The organism is Mesobacillus persicus, from assembly GCF_900109925.1.
GTDB lineage: Bacteria > Bacillota > Bacilli > Bacillales > Cytobacillaceae > Mesobacillus_B > Mesobacillus_B persicus.
Window position 1 is genome coordinate 152,814 of the sequence record NZ_FOBW01000004.1, and the last position, 16,845, is coordinate 169,658.

Annotated in this window: 15 protein-coding genes and 1 tRNA gene; 1 reads left to right on the top strand and 15 read right to left on the bottom strand. The window is 40.6% G+C overall.

Annotation, left to right across the window (positions count from 1 at the left end; translation table 11 throughout):
* Nucleotides 1–104: 104 nt before the first annotated feature.
* The 8 genes from gpmI to BMX30_RS07725 form a co-directional block, all read right to left on the bottom strand.
* Nucleotides 105–1,643 carry a 2,3-bisphosphoglycerate-independent phosphoglycerate mutase gene (gpmI, locus tag BMX30_RS07690; protein WP_090743215.1) on the bottom strand — a complete coding sequence of 513 codons (1,539 nt, stop codon included), beginning with the start codon at nucleotides 1,641–1,643 and terminating at the stop codon, nucleotides 105–107.
* Nucleotides 1,640–2,395 carry a triose-phosphate isomerase gene (tpiA, locus tag BMX30_RS07695; protein ID WP_090743218.1) on the bottom strand — a complete coding sequence of 252 codons (756 nt, stop codon included), beginning with the start codon at nucleotides 2,393–2,395 and terminating at the stop codon, nucleotides 1,640–1,642. Before tpiA ends, gpmI begins: the two co-directional genes overlap by 4 nt.
* A gap of 141 nt (nucleotides 2,396–2,536) precedes the next feature.
* The gene (locus tag BMX30_RS07700; protein WP_090743221.1) at nucleotides 2,537–3,721 is read right to left on the bottom strand and encodes a phosphoglycerate kinase; all 1,185 of its coding nucleotides are present in this window, start codon (nucleotides 3,719–3,721) and stop codon (nucleotides 2,537–2,539) included.
* 202 nt (nucleotides 3,722–3,923) lie between these two features.
* Nucleotides 3,924–4,931, bottom strand: coding sequence for a type I glyceraldehyde-3-phosphate dehydrogenase (gap, locus tag BMX30_RS07705; protein WP_090743223.1), 1,008 nt, complete (start codon nucleotides 4,929–4,931; stop codon nucleotides 3,924–3,926).
* Between the two features lie 99 nt (nucleotides 4,932–5,030).
* Entirely contained in the window at nucleotides 5,031–6,053 is a 1,023-nt protein-coding gene (locus BMX30_RS07710; protein ID WP_090743226.1) for a sugar-binding transcriptional regulator, read from the bottom strand.
* Nucleotides 6,054–6,178: 125 nt separating this feature from the next.
* Complete coding sequence (locus BMX30_RS07715; protein ID WP_425283745.1) at nucleotides 6,179–6,439, bottom strand: glutaredoxin family protein; 261 nt, start codon at nucleotides 6,437–6,439, stop codon at nucleotides 6,179–6,181.
* A 115-nt stretch (nucleotides 6,440–6,554) separates the two neighbouring features.
* A complete protein-coding gene (rpoN, locus tag BMX30_RS07720) occupies nucleotides 6,555–7,928 on the bottom strand; it encodes an RNA polymerase factor sigma-54 (protein ID WP_090743232.1) in 1,374 nt (457 codons plus the stop codon).
* Nucleotides 7,929–8,038: 110 nt separating this feature from the next.
* A tRNA-Arg gene (locus BMX30_RS07725) sits at nucleotides 8,039–8,110 on the bottom strand.
* Between the two features lie 515 nt (nucleotides 8,111–8,625).
* Here BMX30_RS07725 and clpP point away from each other — a divergent pair.
* Nucleotides 8,626–9,222: an ATP-dependent Clp endopeptidase proteolytic subunit ClpP gene (gene clpP, locus BMX30_RS07730; protein WP_090743235.1), complete on the top strand. Its 597-nt coding sequence runs from the start codon at nucleotides 8,626–8,628 to the stop codon at nucleotides 9,220–9,222.
* Nucleotides 9,223–9,343: 121 nt separating this feature from the next.
* Here clpP and BMX30_RS07735 read toward each other — a convergent pair whose 3' ends face one another.
* The 7 genes from BMX30_RS07735 to BMX30_RS07765 form a co-directional block, all read right to left on the bottom strand.
* A complete protein-coding gene (locus BMX30_RS07735; protein WP_090743238.1) occupies nucleotides 9,344–9,601 on the bottom strand; it encodes an HPr family phosphocarrier protein in 258 nt (85 codons plus the stop codon).
* Nucleotides 9,602–9,627: 26 nt separating this feature from the next.
* Nucleotides 9,628–10,578: a DNA-binding protein WhiA gene (gene whiA, locus BMX30_RS07740; RefSeq protein WP_090743241.1), complete on the bottom strand. Its 951-nt coding sequence runs from the start codon at nucleotides 10,576–10,578 to the stop codon at nucleotides 9,628–9,630.
* Nucleotides 10,579–10,877: 299 nt separating this feature from the next.
* Nucleotides 10,878–11,849, bottom strand: coding sequence for a gluconeogenesis factor YvcK family protein (locus tag BMX30_RS07745; RefSeq protein WP_280139943.1), 972 nt, complete (start codon nucleotides 11,847–11,849; stop codon nucleotides 10,878–10,880).
* Entirely contained in the window at nucleotides 11,846–12,739 is an 894-nt protein-coding gene (gene rapZ / locus BMX30_RS07750; protein WP_090743243.1) for an RNase adapter RapZ, read from the bottom strand. The genes BMX30_RS07745 and rapZ overlap by 4 nt, the downstream gene beginning before the upstream one ends.
* A gap of 62 nt (nucleotides 12,740–12,801) precedes the next feature.
* A complete protein-coding gene (locus BMX30_RS07755; protein WP_090743245.1) occupies nucleotides 12,802–13,260 on the bottom strand; it encodes an NUDIX hydrolase in 459 nt (152 codons plus the stop codon).
* A gap of 539 nt (nucleotides 13,261–13,799) precedes the next feature.
* The gene (gene trxB / locus BMX30_RS07760) at nucleotides 13,800–14,750 is read right to left on the bottom strand and encodes a thioredoxin-disulfide reductase (RefSeq protein WP_090743248.1); all 951 of its coding nucleotides are present in this window, start codon (nucleotides 14,748–14,750) and stop codon (nucleotides 13,800–13,802) included.
* Between the two features lie 181 nt (nucleotides 14,751–14,931).
* A complete protein-coding gene (locus BMX30_RS07765) occupies nucleotides 14,932–16,431 on the bottom strand; it encodes a tetratricopeptide repeat protein (RefSeq protein ID WP_090743251.1) in 1,500 nt (499 codons plus the stop codon).
* Nucleotides 16,432–16,845 lie beyond the last annotated feature (414 nt).

Sequence of the window (16,845 nt, forward strand, 5' to 3'; positions counted from 1 at the left end):
TCCTTAAAATGTATTGCCGATTACTACCGGCCAATTTCAAACGTAACATTAATAATACTACTTAACTCAAGCATTTGCGCGAACTAAAAGCACTTCTGTTAGCTTTATTTTTTGATGAGTGTTTTACCCGTCATCTCAGCTGGTTGTGCAACCTCTAATAGCTCAAGCATTGTCGGTGCAAGGTCACCAAGAATCCCGTCCTCACGTAGTTCAAGGTTTGGCTTCGTGACAATCACTGGAACCGGGTTCGTCGTATGCGCGGTCATTGGTGTACCTTCGGGAGTTAGGACTTCATCCGCATTCCCATGATCCGCTGTGATAATCGCTGTTCCACCTTTAGAAACAATCAAATCAACAATTTTACCTAGGCACTCATCCACAGTTTCTACGGCCTTGATTGTTGGTTCAAGCATACCAGAGTGTCCAACCATATCAGGGTTGGCGAAATTCAAGATGATGGCATCATGCTTGTCTGCTTCGATTTCATTTAATAGAGCCTCAGTTAGCTCATATGCACTCATTTCAGGCTGCAAATCATACGTAGCGACCTTTGGTGAGTTAATCAAAACCCTTGTTTCACCCGGAAACTCATTCTCGCGACCACCGCTCATAAAGAACGTGACATGAGGATATTTTTCCGTTTCAGCAATTCGCAACTGAGTCATCCCGTTTTGTGCAATGACTTCTCCCAATGTATTATCAAGGTTTGCCGGTTGGAAAGCAACATAACCGTCAACCGTTTCACTAAAGTGAGTCAAACAGACAAAATGTAGATTCTCTGGATGCTTGGCGCCACGATCAAAGGAACGGAAATCCTTATTCGTAAAGGTATTTGAAATCTGGATTGCTCGGTCTGGACGGAAGTTGTAGAAAATAACTGCATCGTCATTTTGAACGGTAGCCACTGGGGAACCGTCCGATTTAGTTAAAACGGAAGGCAATACGAATTCATCGTAAATCCCGTTTTTGTAGTTATCTTCAACCAATTCTAACGGATCTGTGTAGCTTGGGCCTTCGCCGTAAACCATTGAACGAAACGATTTTTCAACACGCTCCCAACGCTTATCACGGTCCATAGAATAGTATCGCCCAGAAATGGTCGCAAATTCACCTACGCCAATTTCTTTCATTTTTTCAATCGTTTGTTTTACGTAACCAGGAGCTGTCTGCGGACCAACATCTCGTCCATCTAGAAAAGCATGAACATAAACCTTCTCTAATCCTTCAGTGGCTGCTAGTTTTAAAAGGGCAAACAGATGCTCAATATGGCTATGTACTCCACCATCAGATAAAAGGCCAAAAAGATGTAAGCTTGTTCCTTTATCTTTCGCATGCTTGATTGCATTTAAAAATGTTTCATTCTGTTCAAACTCGCCATCGCGAATCGAAATATTCACTCGAGTCAAGCTTTGGTAGACAATTCGACCTGCGCCAATGTTCAAATGACCCACTTCTGAATTTCCCATTTGTCCTTCAGGAAGACCAACAGCCTCACCACTTGCTGTTAATTGAGCATGTGGATAGGTGTTCCAATAACGATCAAAGTTTGGCTTATTTGCCTGAGCGACAGCATTCCCTTTCTCTTCACCTCGGCAGGCAAAGCCATCAAGAATAATTAATGCCGTTGGTGATGTCTTACTCATTGACCTGCCTCCAATAACTGCAAGAAGGAATCTGATTCAAGGCTTGCCCCACCGACTAATGCTCCGTCGATATCTGACTGTGCCATGTATTCTTTAATATTTCCTGGCTTAACACTACCGCCGTACTGAATGCGGATGGCTTCTGCTACCTCTGATGAGAAGCGCTCAGCGATGACCTTGCGGATATGAGCACACACCTCATTGGCATCCTCTGCCGTTGAGGATTTTCCTGTGCCGATTGCCCAAATTGGTTCATAAGCGATTACAGTTTGCTTTAACTGATCTTCGGTAAGACCTTCTAGCGCTTTTGTTATTTGAGTACCAACAAACTCATTTGTTTCGCCATTTTCCCGTTGCTCGAGTGTTTCACCACAGCAAACAATTGGAATTAAATTGTACTTAAATGCTGCAAGCGTCTTTTTATTCACAGATTCGTCGGTTTCATTGAACATTTCGCGGCGCTCAGAATGGCCAATGATGACATAGTGTACACCGATCTCTTCTAATGCTTTCGGGCTGATTTCACCTGTAAAAGCACCGCTCTCTTCAAAGTGCATGTTTTGTGCACCAATTTTCACATCATAGTTTTGGGCCGCTTCAACAAGCTGACCTAAAAATAATGCCGGCGCGCATACAACAGATTCAACTTTATCAATGGATGGAACAAGTCCGTTAACATCCTCAATAAATTTTTTCGCTTCCGGCAGTGTTTTATGCATTTTCCAGTTTCCAGCAATGATTGGCTTACGCAAAGTCAGCACTTCCTTTCAACATTCGTTTATAGTCTACTTCCGAACTGTTCGAAGGGCTTCGATTGTTTCAAAGCCCTGTTCCGAACTAGTCAGTGAAGATTTCTAGCTGTCGTAAATTGAATCATAGTGATTCAACTTTCTTTACTTATCATTCAAAGCAACAACGCCTGGAAGAGCTTTGCCTTCCATGAACTCGAGGGATGCTCCGCCACCTGTTGAAATATGACTCATTTTATCTGCTAAATTAAACTTTTCAACTGCTGCTGCAGAGTCGCCTCCGCCAATCACCGAATATGTATCCGTTGCATCAGCTAATGCTTGGGCAACTGCCTTTGTCCCATTAGCAAACTTTTCAAGTTCAAATACACCCATTGGTCCATTCCATATTACAAGTTTAGACTTTTGGATCACGTCTTGATAAATTTCGCTAGTTTTAGGACCGATATCCAACGCTTCCCAGTCAGCTGGAATTTCGTCAATCGCAACCACTTTTGTATTAGCATGTTCGCCGAAATCATCTGCAACAATCACATCAACCGGCATATAGAAATTGACACCCTTTTCTTTCGCTTTTTCAATAAAGGAGTTTGCAAGGTCAATTTTATCTGCCTCAAGAAGTGACTTTCCAACTTCATGGCCTTGAGCTTTTACAAATGTATAAGCTAAGCCGCCACCAATAATAAGATTATCTACTTTTTCAAGGAGGTTCTCAATCACACCAATTTTGTCTTTTACTTTTGCGCCACCAATGATTGCGGTAAAAGGACGTTCTGGGTTAGAAAGGGCTTTTCCTAATACATCGAGCTCCTTTTCCATTAGGAGACCAGAAACAGCTGGGAGATGATGAGCGATTCCTTCTGTTGAAGCATGAGCACGATGAGCTGCACCAAAAGCATCATTAACATAAACATCAGCTAGTTCTGCAAATGCTTTAGCAAGCTCAGGATCATTTTTTTCTTCTCCAGGATAAAAACGGACATTTTCAAGCAATAAAACGTCTCCGTCTGTCATCGTACCGATTTCTGCTTGGACAGAATCACCATACGCCTCATCCGTTTTTTTCACTTCTTTGCCAAGAAGCTCGGACAAACGCTTAGCAACAGGGGTAAGGCGCAACTCATCCACCGCTTGGCCTTTTGGACGACCTAAGTGGCTAGCAAGAATGACTTTGGCTCCTTGTTCAGTTAAATACTGGATTGTTGGCAAAGCCGCACGAATTCTCGTTTCATCCGTTACTTGACCATCCTTCATCGGAACATTGAAATCAACGCGACAAAATACTCGTTTTCCTTTTACATCAATATCTTTTACAGATTTTTTGTTCAAGGCTGAAACCTCCTAATTGGTTTTAAAGCTATAAGCGAATGCTTGCAAATGAGGTTAGAAGCACCCTATTTAGGCCCTAATGATCTTTAACAGAGCCCTATAACAGATAAAAGGGAGAGGGGATTGGTCCCCACTCCCCTTTCATCCCATTAAAATTATAGGTGCTAATGGATAGTTTATCCATAACCTTAATTTTTAAAAATTAAAGACCTTTTTGAGCGATGTAATCAATTAGGTCAACAACACGGTTAGAGTAACCAGTTTCATTGTCATACCAAGAAATAACTTTTACCATGTTGCCTTCCATAACCATAGTGGAAAGAGCATCAATTGTTGAAGAATGAGTATCGCCATTGTAATCACCAGATACAAGTGGCTCTTCGCTGTAACCAAGGATACCTTTAAGATCTCCTTCAGCTGCTTCTTTAAGAGCAGAGTTGATGTCTTCAACTGTTACGTCTTTATCAAGCTCAGCTACTAAATCAACTAAAGAAACGTTTGGAGTTGGTACACGCATTGCTCCACCGTTAAGCTTGCCTTTTAGTTCTGGCAACACTAGGCTAACTGCTTTTGCAGCTCCAGTTGTTGTTGGGATAATGTTTTCTGCAGCCGCACGAGCACGACGGTAGTCCTTATGTGGTAAGTCAAGGATTTGCTGATCATTTGTATAAGAGTGAACAGTTGTCATCATTCCACGCTTAATACCGAACTTATCATTAAGTACTTTTGCAAATGGAGCTAAGCAGTTTGTAGTACAAGATGCATTGGAAATTACATGATGGTTCGCTGCATCATAGTTTTCATGGTTTACACCCATAACGATTGTGATATCTTCTTCGTTTGCAGGTGCAGAGATGATAACTTTTTTAGCGCCAGCTTCAAGGTGCTTCGCTGCATCAGAGCGCTTCGTAAAGCGACCAGTTGATTCAACAACAACTTCTACACCAAGATTTCCCCAGCCAATTTGTGCAGGATCTCTTTCAGCGATAACTTTCACACGCTGACCAGAAACTACTAGATATTCGCCGTCAACTGAAACTTCTTCATTTAACTTTCCGTGTACGGAATCATATTTTAGAAGATGCGCAAGCATGTTTGCATCTGTTAAGTCGTTTACTGCTACTACTTCTACGTTAGGATTTTTAAGAGCTGCACGGAATACTACTCGTCCAATACGTCCAAATCCGTTAATACCAATTTTTACTGCCATGATATTTCCTCCTTTAAGTCGTAAAGCATGTGTTTTTTATATATTAAAGGCATTGCCCTGTTACCAAAATTCTTAAACATGATAGTGGACAAAGCTTCTTTACCCTCGAATCAAAATACGTGCGGCACCCTCATCTGTAACAAGAATCGTTGATTCTGGAGCCTGTTTCATATAAGCTCTTATTGCTTTGGCCTTAGAAGCGCCACCTGCGACAGCAATAACAAAATCAGCTTCATTTAGGTCTGTAAGCTGGATGCCAATGGTTTGTACCTTATGGACAATCTCCCCGTCTTCATTAAAATAATAGCCAAATGCCTCTCCAACTGCATTTCCCTTAATGATTTTATCCATCACTTCAGGCGAAGTACTTCGGCGTTCCGCCATTGTAATAGCATCTCCAATTCCATGCAAAACAATGTCAGCCGATTTTATTAATGAGAGCATCTCGATAACCATTGGTTCTTTAATAAAGGACTCATAAATCTCACTACTTACCTGATCTGGTACATAAAAGACTTGATGTTGGGAATTCGTTTTGCTAGCCATGATTGCACTAATTGTACTTGCTTGGTTATTCACATCATGTCCAAGGCCACCTCGAGCCGGTACAAATAGTAGTTTTTTTTCTCCCAATTCTGGAGGTAGCATTTCTGCCACTGCGGCAATCGTTGATCCACCTGTCACAGCAATGATATTTTCCGCTTTTAAACGGTTTTTCATACAAACTGCACAAGCTTTTCCAAGTTCTCTTTTAATCCAGGGGGACTGATCACTGTCTCCAGGAACAATAATTGCTTTAGTAATCCCTAGTTTGTTTTGAAGTTGTTGCTCTAATTTGCTTAATCCCGTAATATCACTCATCACGCCTTCAAGACTTTCCAGTATATCTTTTCCTTCTTTTGTCAGACTCATTCCCTGAGCAGACATTTGAATTAGGTCCTGTTCTTTTAAAAACTCAACCTCACCGCGTAAAACTCGTTCGGTAAAACCAAGACTAACGGCCAGATTGCGACGGCCAACAGGTTGCATCGTATGTATGTACTGTAAAATCAGATAGCGTTTTTGCATAATTTCCACGAGATCAGGCAATATTCTTTTTTGTATGTCTAGCAAAAAGTCCATGACGATTTTTCCCCTTTAACACAGAATGGTCATTTCATGTCCCGTAGTGACATATTATGTCCCACTCACTCCAAAAAAAATCACCCCTGATTTCTTTTTCATTCTAACAGGAGTGAAAAGCTAGTTCAACTAATATATTCGACATTTTTTTCTGTAAACGCTTCAATTAGGTCTTTTTTGTGAATGATCCCTGCCTGTACTTCTTCCCCATTAAGTTCAATGACGGGAATTGTAATTCCGTACAACTCTGTTAGATGGTCATCTTCATCGATATCCACTTGCTTTATGTCGAATTTCCAATCAGCTTGAAGCTCTTCTAGTAAAATATACGCTTCTTCACATAGATGGCAGCGTTGCCTCATATACAACTTAACAATACTCTTCAAATTTCTCATCCTTTTCTAGCTAAACCTAGTCAGCTTTTTTCGAAAGCCTGTTTTAAATGTATTGTTGATACAAAATTAGATGCGCTTTAAAACAGGTATACGAAAAGAGTTTACATTATTCAAACCGTTTTCGCTTTGTTGAGGAAGGAATCCCTAATTGTTCGCGATACTTGGCGACTGTTCGTCTGGAGATCACGATTCCGGAGCGATTTTCTAACATATGGACGATGTCTTGGTCTGACAGGGGTTTTTGCTTATTTTCATTTTGTATTAGTAGTTCGATCGCTGCTTTGGCATGGTTAGAAGACGTTTGGTCATCTTCCGTCGTTTGTACCGAACTTGAAAATAATGACCTCATCTCATACGTGCCATTGGGTGTTTGGATATACTTTTCACGGACAGCCCTACTGACGGTCGATTCATGAATGTCTAGTTCTTCGGAAACTTCCCTCATCGTCATCGGTCGCAAAAAAGATTGACCATGATAGAAAAAGTCATTTTGTTTTTCAACAATCTTTAAGGCTACCTTCATCAAAGTCTCGCGACGTTGTTCTAAACTTTTAAGAATCCATTGGTAATCATTTTGTTTATCTTGTAGGAATCGACCTACTTCAGAATCCTTATATGAGGCTAACTCCTGAAAATATTGCTCATTAAACGTTACTTTCGGTATTGTATCATCAAATAAACTGACTGTTAAATGGCCGTCTTCAAGCTTTACAATGACATCTGGAACAACATACGCTGCTTTTTCCTTTTGAAAGATGCTTCCAGGTCTTGGATTTAGTGTTTGCACATAGTCAAATGCCTTTTGGATTTCTTTTAAATCCATTTTTATCATCTTAGCTATAGATTTCCATTTCTTTTCCGCAAACAAAATGAAGTGGTCACTGAGAATGGTTTTAAGGAGTTGTTGTGGAGGACGCCCATCCTCACTACTGTTTTCATCTGTTAGTGATAACTCTTTCTCTACTTGTAAAAGTAGACACTCTTGTAAATTTCTTGCGCCTACGCCAACAGGGTCGAACCCCTGTAAAATCTTCAAACAACTTTCAGCCATCTGATCTGTAATTTTAAATTTTGCACAGGCTTCCTCTATACCAAATCCTAAGTAACCGTTTTCATCAATGGTCTCAATATAGAATCGGACTACATTTTGCTCAGTGGTTGTTATCGGTACTAGGTTTAATTGAAACAATAAGTAATCCTGTAGTGTATCATCAGTTTTTTCTGCAATCTGTTCAATCCAGTTCTGATCCCGTTCACTAGAGCCAGAAGGACGATTACTTTTTCGAGACCTCGTCATTCTCTCAATGGAACGGACATTTTTGTGTTCCACCTTTAATAGAGGATTTTCAATTGCCTTTTCTTCTAAAAAAGTAGAAAGCTCTTGGGCGGAATACTGTAATAAAGCAATAGCCTGAGTTAGCTCTTGAGTCATCGCTAGCTTCAAGGTTTGCTTTTGCCACAACCCAGCTTTTAAATCCATCCAATCCCCTCCCCTCTCTCATTTTACCTGATAATGAGCCGATACGGAATGGAGGATTTTGACTCAAAATAAAAACTCCTGCTCTATAATTAGAACAGGAGTTTTTATAGCGCCCTCGGAGGGAATCGAACCCCCATTTTAAGAACCGGAATCTTACGTGCTATCCGTTGCACCACGAGGGCATATGAATAAATTTGTGCTACTATAAGATTAGCAGTACGAATACTTATTATAAGGTAAATTTCTTTAAAGTGCAAGCAGGTTATTGTTTTTTTGGCTGTGTATGAATACGAACTTTGGAAGAGACCGGTTGATTGGAGCGGAAGGTGCGAGACTCCTGCGGGAGCAGCGGGACAGGTGAGACCCCACAGCGAGGAACGAGCGAGGAGGCTCACCGCACGCCCCGCGGAAAGCGAGCATCCTGGAGCGGAAATCAACCCTTTTTTTTATCAAAACAACAATTTTCACGAATATTAACTTGTTTTAAAATCCAAAAGAGCGGGTATGATGGAAGTAGTGGAAAAAATAGGAATGGTACATTTAAAAATTGTCGAATAATTCATTAAGAGGACATGAGTGATTCGTTTGACCTTAATTGACCATTCGTGTATCATAAAATATACATAGACCTCATCGTTCAGAACTATTTTACCTAGTCCTGTCTTTGAGAAAACCTTGTGTTAAAGGAGGAACAAAAATGAACTTAATTCCTACAGTTATTGAACAAACCAACCGCGGGGAACGTGCTTATGACATTTATTCCCGCCTTTTAAAAGACCGCATTATCATGCTAGGAAGTGCAATTGATGATAATGTTGCCAACTCCATTGTTGCCCAGCTTCTTTTCCTAGAAGCCGAAAACCCAGAGAAAGACATTTCCATCTACATTAACAGTCCTGGCGGCAGCATCACTGCTGGAATGGCCATTTATGACACTATGCAATTTATCAAACCAGAGGTTCAAACCATCTGCATCGGGATGGCAGCCTCAATGGGTGCATTCTTACTGGCAGCTGGAACAAAAGGAAAGCGTTATGCTCTTCCTAATGCTGAGGTTATGATTCACCAACCACTTGGTGGAGCACAAGGTCAGGCAACCGAGATTGAAATTGCCGCCAAACGCATTTTGTTCCTACGTGATAAGCTAAATGGTATTCTATCTGAACGCACAGGGCAGCCATTAGAAGTGATTGCACGTGATACAGAGCGTGATAACTTCATGACCGCAGAACGTGCGAAAGAATATGGATTAGTTGATAACATTGTGACTCGCAACCCGAACGATAAGAAATAATATAAAAAGGTGGAAGCATCCGGTTTCGGATGCTTCCATTTTGTTAAGGGAGTATTTCGAAGAGACGTGCTTTGTCCCTGGCTCAACGAAAAAACTCGCTCCTTTATCGGAGCGAGTTTTATTATGCTTCATTCTGAATATATTCGCTAAGCATCGATAATGCTTCTTCTTCATCTTTCCCATCTGCAATTAAATTAACTGTGGTACCAACCCCAACCGCTAAACTCATTAAGCCCATAATGCTTTTCGCATTAACCTTTTTACCGTCCTTTTCAAGGAAAATATCAGCCGTAAACCGATTTGCCTCCTGAACAAACAACGCCGCTGGTCGTGCCTGCAAACCAGTTTTTAATTTAACTGTTACCTTTTTTTCTACCATTCTTTTTCCCTCTCCCTTATTTACCGCTATTTTTGTTCTATTCTTTCTCCTGCACGGAGCTTATCTGCAATCTCATCTATTTTTCTTAATCGATGGTTGATTCCCGATTTACTAATCGTTCCACCGGACACCATCTCACCTAATTCCTTTAAGGTTACATCTTGGTAGGCAACTCGAAGTTCAGCTATCTCTCTTAACTTACCAGGGAGAATTTGTAATCCAACTGTATTTTCAATAAATCGGATGTTTTCAACCTGTCTTAAAGCTGCCCCAATTGTCTTATTTAAGTTTGCAGTTTCACAATTCACAAGACGATTGACCGAGTTCCGCATATCGCGGACAATTCGGATGTCTTCGAACCGAAGAAGTGCATTATGAGCACCGACAATCGTTAAAAACTCGGTGATTTTTTCAGCTTCTTTTAAATAAGTAATAAATCCCTTTTTTCGCTCTAGTGTTTTACTATTTAGACCAAATTTATTCATTAGTTCACATAAAGATTGATTATGTTCTTGGTATTGTGACGCAATTTCAAGATGGTAGGAAGAAGTTTCCGGGTTATTAACTGATCCACCAGCTAGGAACGCCCCTCTCAAATAAGAACGCTTACAACAATTCTTTTTGATGAGGTCACCGGATATATCATGAATAAGCGCGAAACCTTCACCAACAATTTTTAAATCCTCAAGGATGGTTCTAGCCGATTCCTTTAATCGAACGATATAAACATTATTTTTCTTAAGTCGCATCTTTTTCCGGACAAGAAGTTCTACCTGTACTTGGTAATTCATTTTAATCAAGGTATAAATCCGTCGCGCAATCGCTGCGTTTTCAGTTTGAATGTCTACAATTAGCTGGCGGTTGGAGAATGAAAGAGAACCGTTCATCCGGATTAAGGCCGATAACTCTGCCTTACTACAGCAGCCATTAGCCTCTAAATTCGTCAATTCCTTCTTTGTAACCGAAGCAAAAGACATCCCCTCACCTCCTAGTATAACGCGAAAGTGCTAGAGGCACTTCCGCTGACAGCATCTATTTGCGCAAAAATATATGCTTTTTTATTTCCGAAAGACTCTTTTCTCAGACTTCGTTATTTTGGGTATTATTTTAAGCTGAATTAAGCCTCGTTATAGTCCAATGTGTTATTGAATTATTAGAAAAGAGCTTGCAAACATACTATAAACGTAAAAAATAGCTTATCTTGCGCTTTAGTATTTTAACAATATCTTACGACAACAGCCTTGCGGAAAAAAGCTTATCATTATTACGCGGTAGATTACCTTTTGGTTTCATTTAAAATCAAAGAATATAAAATTTCTGCAACCTTCCGTGTATCGTGACGAATGACGTCCCCTTCAAGATTGGCTATTTTCTCTGAAATGACCTCAAGCCCCAATTCTTCAAGAAGATCAAAGTCAAATTGAACAGGCCTTGCACGCTCTTCCTTATACTTTAGCTCAATATCTTCCGGAATATCATCATTATTTATTAAAATCATGTCTAAGAATGCACAATTCATATGGTCATAAATCGCTTTTATATGATCACTTGCCGTGAAATTGAGAGTTTCTCCAGCTTGTGTCATCAGGTTACATATATATACCTTTTTCGCTTTTGCCTTGCTAACCTCTTTCCCAAGTTCCTCCACGAGGAGGTTTGGCAAGATACTTGTATAAAGACTTCCAGGGCCAATCACGATTAAATCAGCTTGTCTAATCTCCTGAATGGTCTCAGGTAGTGGCTGAACATTTTTAGGATCAAGGTAAACCCGCTTTATTCGCTTACCTGAATAAGGAATTTTAGACTCTCCGCTTACAATTGAACCATCGTCCATCTCCGCATTTAAAATGACACTGCGGTTAGCGGCTGGAAGCACTTTTCCCCGTACATTTAACACGCGGCTCATTTCTTGAATGGCATGTGAGAAATTTCCGGTGATAGAAGTCATCGCAGCTAAAATCAAATTCCCTAGCGAATGGCCTGAGAGCTCATTCGCAGTCTTGAACCTGTGCTGAAACATCTCTTCGACCAAGGGCTCAACATCAGATAACGCAGCAAGCACATTGCGAATATCTCCTGGAGGCGGAATCTGCATTTCATTCCGCAATCGCCCTGAACTACCACCATCATCGGCAACCGTTACAATTGCCGTGATATCAAGATCATATTTTTTCAAGCCACGAAGTAAAACCGGCAGACCAGTTCCACCACCAATGATGACGATTCTCGGCTGAGTTTCCATGGTCATGTCGACTGTTCCTTCCTCTTTTCGATATCACGGTGGGTAACGCGAGTAAGGTAGTCTTTTTCAAAATGCCTCGATATTTGCTCTGCCAAGGCAACTGACCGATGCTGCCCACCTGTACACCCGATTGCAATAATTAATTGCGCCTTCCCTTCCCGCTTGTAATGCGGAAGCATAAACGTCAATAAATCGAGTACTTTTTCAAGAAATTTATGGGTTTCATTCCATTTCAGAACATAGGTGGACACATCTTCATCAAGTCCAGTCTTTGGTCGCATATGTTCAATATAATGAGGGTTCGGCAAAAAGCGGACATCAAATACTAAGTCAGCATCAATTGGTATCCCGTGCTTAAAGCCAAACGACATCACATTCACTGTAAAAGTTGATTTCTTTACCGTCGAAAATTCTTCATGAATTTTCTCGCGTAACTCCTTAGGCTTTAGGGTCGATGTGTTATAAATGACTTGAGCTCTACCTTTTAACTCCTCAAGTAACTCACGCTCAAGTTTAATGCCATCAAGGGGACGACCTTTCTTTGCTAATGGGTGAAAACGCCTTGTCTCCTTATAACGCCTAACAAGAGTTTCATCATTTGCATCAAGAAATAATATTTGTGGAGCAACCCAAGCCTTTTCCGCAAGATCATCAAGTGCCTTAAAAAGAGAATCAAAGAACTCTCGACCACGCAAATCCATTCCTAGTGCCACTTTATTCATCTTATTTCCTGATTCCTTCATTAATTCAAGAAATTTAGGTAGTAAGGTTGGCGGGAGGTTGTCAACACAGAAGAAACCTAAGTCTTCGAAGCTTTGAATAGCGACTGTTTTCCCCGCACCTGACATGCCAGTAATAATGACCATTTGGGTATCATTTGTTGAACCGATGCTCATTTTTCCAATTCCTCCCGAAAATCTTTATTTTGATCAATGTGAATTGAGATAATTGTTTTACCTTAGTTGGGATCAAGGCGATAATGAATGAGTTCCATTTCCGGAGTATACGTGAATGTTCCATATATAATCCCCTGGCCATGAACCATGTAATCAAGGATATGATAGTCTCCAGCTGCCATGGGAAGATTTTTAATCTCCTCGGTATCATGCCAAGCCAGTTCCCCTTCTTCAGATCTTTCTAGGTGAACACCAGTGGATTCTGTCGCATTAAAGGTAAACATCATCCATTCGTTCACAACCTGATCTCCATCTTTTATGACAAACGTAAAAATGCCTTTAATTTTCGGATCTAATAAATAAATTCCAGTCTCCTCACGAAATTCTCGGATGCATGATTCCTTCGCCGTCTCTCCTGGCTCCATTTTACCACCAGGGGCAACCCACCATCCGCGTCGAGGCTTCTGAAGTAATAGCACTCTATTCCCCTTTAGCAATAAACAATTCGCTACGCGTTGCAATATATTCACCTTCTTTTCGGATTAAAGAATGTCCGGTTTTAACTATTACTTATTGACAGGACTCCGAACTTTTCGTTGTTCTCATTATACTATTTTTAGAAACCTCTCACAACGAATCGAAAATTGATAATTTTGTAAATATCTTAACCGCAATATCAAGCGGTTTTCACGGGTGTTATAGTGACGTCATACAAGCTGTATCATATGTATAGACAAAAAAAGAGCACAGGCAGAACCTGTGCACCAAGTAATATTTTAAAAGGGGGTCAATTTATAAACTTATTGTACCCTATAAATATTTCACTACTGTTACAGCAGAGTTAATTAATAATTACGTTTTTGTTTTTTATTCCACTCACTATGGATAATGGGTAAAGTCATTTTTAAAAATTATAAGGCTGCGCTAAACTCGGCTGTTGATTTCCGCTCCAGGCACTTCGCTTTCCAAACAAAAGTTTCTAAAATCACCAATATACTTAAAAACAGGCAATAAAAAGTTTCATAAAAACTCGTTGTATAAAACCTGCTGTAAAGCTTACTTAAGCCTTTGTCTTTAGTTCTTCTTTTAACTCTTCGACGAAATGCTGTGCTTGTTGCGCAGCGATACTACCGTCACCAGTTGCTGTAACTATTTGTCTTAATGTTTTTTCACGAATGTCGCCAGCTGCGAAAATACCAGGTACTTTCGTTTCCATCAACTCATTTGTCTCAATATAACCATTGCTGTTGGTTATTCCTAGACCTTCAAACGGTTTCGTTAGTGGAATCATTCCGATGTAGATGAAGACCCCATCTGCCTTAAATTCCATTTCTTTCTCGTCTGTTGTAGACACGAGTGTTAAGCTTCCAACTTTGCCGTCTTGTTCATGAATTTCTTTCACTGTATGGTTCCAAATAAAATCAATTTTGTCATTCGCGAATGCTCGATCTTGAAGAATCTTCTGAGCACGGAGCTCATCACGGCGGTGAACAATCGTTACCTTTGAGGCAAAGCGTGTTAAATAAACTCCTTCTTCGACCGCTGAGTCTCCCCCACCGACAACGACAAGTTCTTTTCCTTTGAAGAACGCCCCGTCACAAACGGCACAATAAGAAACTCCGCGCCCACCAAGTTCTTGTTCTCCAGGTACGCCAATTTTTTTATACTCTGCTCCAGCAGAGATAATAATTGAACGTGCCTTATACTGCTTAGAGCCGGCATTGATTGTTTTGTATTCCTTGCCATCAATAATTTCTTTCACATCACCGTAAGCATACTCAGCACCAAATTTTTTTGCGTGATCAAACATTTTTGTAGAAAGATCCGGCCCTAAGATGCTATCAAAGCCAGGATAGTTCTCTACATCTTCTGTATTCGCCATTTGTCCACCTGGAACTCCACGTTCAAGCATGAGCGTAGACAGGTTCGCACGCGATGTATAAACAGCAGCAGTCATCCCAGCAGGACCTGCACCAATGATAATGACATCATAAATTTTTTCTTCTGACATAGTACGACACTCCTTTATCTATTACAGTATATCCTTAAAAAACCAATTCGATATTGATTAGTATTCACTTCCTATCCCTATCCTATAAAACAAACATCAAAGAGTCCAAATTTTTGCTCGGCAAGCAAAAAAAGTGCCAGGCACCATCCATTTTCTGGATGGTGCCTGGCACTTTTTATCGTTAATCTAGGCATTCTGTTACTTGGTTGATGTACTTTGTTAGGGTGGATACGGATAGTCCGTATTTTTTGGCGATGGCCATTTTTGTAATGTTGCCATTGCGAAGCTTTTCCCAAACAAATTCCACAGCTGCTGCCCAAGCTTTTTTATTTTTAAAATTAAACCCTTCCTTAACAGCCTCTTCGAAGACTGCAAACCAAACTAAATAAATGCCAGCTTCGCCTTGGTCAATTGGCTGATGGAAGTCGTAAAGCACAAGAGCAGTCTCATGCGCGCCGATCACAGACTCGAGTCCAGGGTTAACCTTTCCAGACTTAACATAGGATAAATACTTTTCCTCAAGAGCTGTCAGGTTTTCGGTGATTTTTTTAGTCGAAAGAATTTCTTCTTTCTGATTAGAAACAGATGTTAAAAACAAGGCGAAAAGGCGCTCTTCAGGATGCTCGCTTTGAAGCCTTTTGATAATTGTAGAAACTTGTGTGTCCATGCTGTCCATGCTGGTTGCACCTGTTCCCCATGGTTCATGGCCTTCTTTTTCTGGGCTAAACTCTAGCACCTTTTTCCAGTAATGCTTAGCCGCCTGTTCACGTCCTGTATGGAATGAGGAGTAGGCAAGCCAATAATAAAACGGGCCATCCCCTTCATGACCAAATTTCCGTAAGCGATTCAGCCATTTATAACCTAACTCGTATTCGCCAATCAACGAGAAGGTAGCTCCCAACTTAAACTGTTGCTCCATCAGGAGCGGCTGAATTTTCCCTAGTGAAGCCGTTAATTCTTGAACCTCGTCCGTCCGTTTTTGATAAAAAGCAAACACAAGCTTATTACAAAGCGCGTGAAGATTCCCCGGGCTCTGGTTTAGGACTTGGTTTAGGATATCATTAGCCTTAACTGGCTGACCTAGGTAAAAATAAGCCAACGCAAGGTTATTATAAGCTGACCAATATTCAGGATATTCCTCAATTAACTCCTCGAAGATTTCAATCGCCTTTTGAAAGTCACCGGCCTCAAGACGAGTACGAGCCTCATCCTGCTTGACAATCAAACTGTCTTCTTCTAAAAGAGCTTCTTCGAGATCATCTGCTTCTAGCAAAATCAAATCGAGCAGTTCTTCAGCGTCATCATTAAACTCACCATCGCGAGTCAATTCTAAATATAGATTCGCATGATGATAGGAATCTTTAAATAAGCCCATATGAGCATAGTTATTTGCTAAGAAATAATGGCATTCTACCATTTCTTCATCCAATTCTTCGAGGATCATTTTCAACAAGCGGATTGACTGTTGGTAATCACCCAGCTCAGTGGAAACAATCGCGAGCTGACAGACAATCATCGGTTCCCCCGGCTCTAGTTGCATTGCTCGATCAAAATATTTATGAGCTCGCTGCAAATCCCGGCGATGATACGCTTTGACCCCCTTGGTGAAATAGTACTCACCTGTCGGGACAAATGACAGTAGTTGCCCATTTTGTTTTCTTACTTTAGAGTCTTCTCCCATTTTGTCCTCCGGTAAAGGTTTTTTAACCAAATTAGTATAACATAGGTTGGTGGTTTGGGTGAAGGGGGTGGGTGGTGCAAATTTTGTATTGAGAGGATGAGGTAGTGTTGGACGAGTATTGTGGTGATGGTTGATTTTACTTTTAATTTCCTTTTAGCAAATGTATCGGGGGAAATTGGTGAGTAAACAGATGGATACGGTGAGTAAACCTCCAAAGCACGCAATCCCTAAAGAATACAAAGACTCATGAGAGTAACCAGCGATAAAAATAAGGGGAGATTTTACCGTTAAATCCAGATTAGAGCTTGTTTTTGGGTAAATAGCGGGAGTTATTCCCCCTATTTATATTAAAATTACCTACTTTTACTTATTTCGAGTCAAATAAGGGGAAATTCTCCCTCTATTTAGGCTATT

What these genes read in the sequence shown, in the direction of transcription:
- gpmI (WP_090743215.1), bottom strand. Translation starts at nt 1,643, where the DNA reads ATGAGTAAGACATCACCAACGGCATTAATTATTCTTGATGGCTTTGCC.
- gap (WP_090743223.1), bottom strand. Translation starts at nt 4,931, where the DNA reads ATGGCAGTAAAAATTGGTATTAACGGATTTGGACGTATTGGACGAGTA.
- BMX30_RS07710 (WP_090743226.1), bottom strand. Translation starts at nt 6,053, where the DNA reads ATGGACTTTTTGCTAGACATACAAAAAAGAATATTGCCTGATCTCGTG.
- rpoN (WP_090743232.1), bottom strand. Translation starts at nt 7,928, where the DNA reads ATGGATTTAAAAGCTGGGTTGTGGCAAAAGCAAACCTTGAAGCTAGCG.
- clpP (WP_090743235.1), top strand. Translation starts at nt 8,626, where the DNA reads ATGAACTTAATTCCTACAGTTATTGAACAAACCAACCGCGGGGAACGT.
- BMX30_RS07735 (WP_090743238.1), bottom strand. Translation starts at nt 9,601, where the DNA reads ATGGTAGAAAAAAAGGTAACAGTTAAATTAAAAACTGGTTTGCAGGCA.
- whiA (WP_090743241.1), bottom strand. Translation starts at nt 10,578, where the DNA reads ATGTCTTTTGCTTCGGTTACAAAGAAGGAATTGACGAATTTAGAGGCT.
- BMX30_RS07745 (WP_280139943.1), bottom strand. Translation starts at nt 11,849, where the DNA reads ATGACCATGGAAACTCAGCCGAGAATCGTCATCATTGGTGGTGGAACT.
- rapZ (WP_090743243.1), bottom strand. Translation starts at nt 12,739, where the DNA reads ATGAGCATCGGTTCAACAAATGATACCCAAATGGTCATTATTACTGGC.
- trxB (WP_090743248.1), bottom strand. Translation starts at nt 14,750, where the DNA reads ATGTCAGAAGAAAAAATTTATGATGTCATTATCATTGGTGCAGGTCCT.
- BMX30_RS07765 (WP_090743251.1), bottom strand. Translation starts at nt 16,431, where the DNA reads ATGGGAGAAGACTCTAAAGTAAGAAAACAAAATGGGCAACTACTGTCA.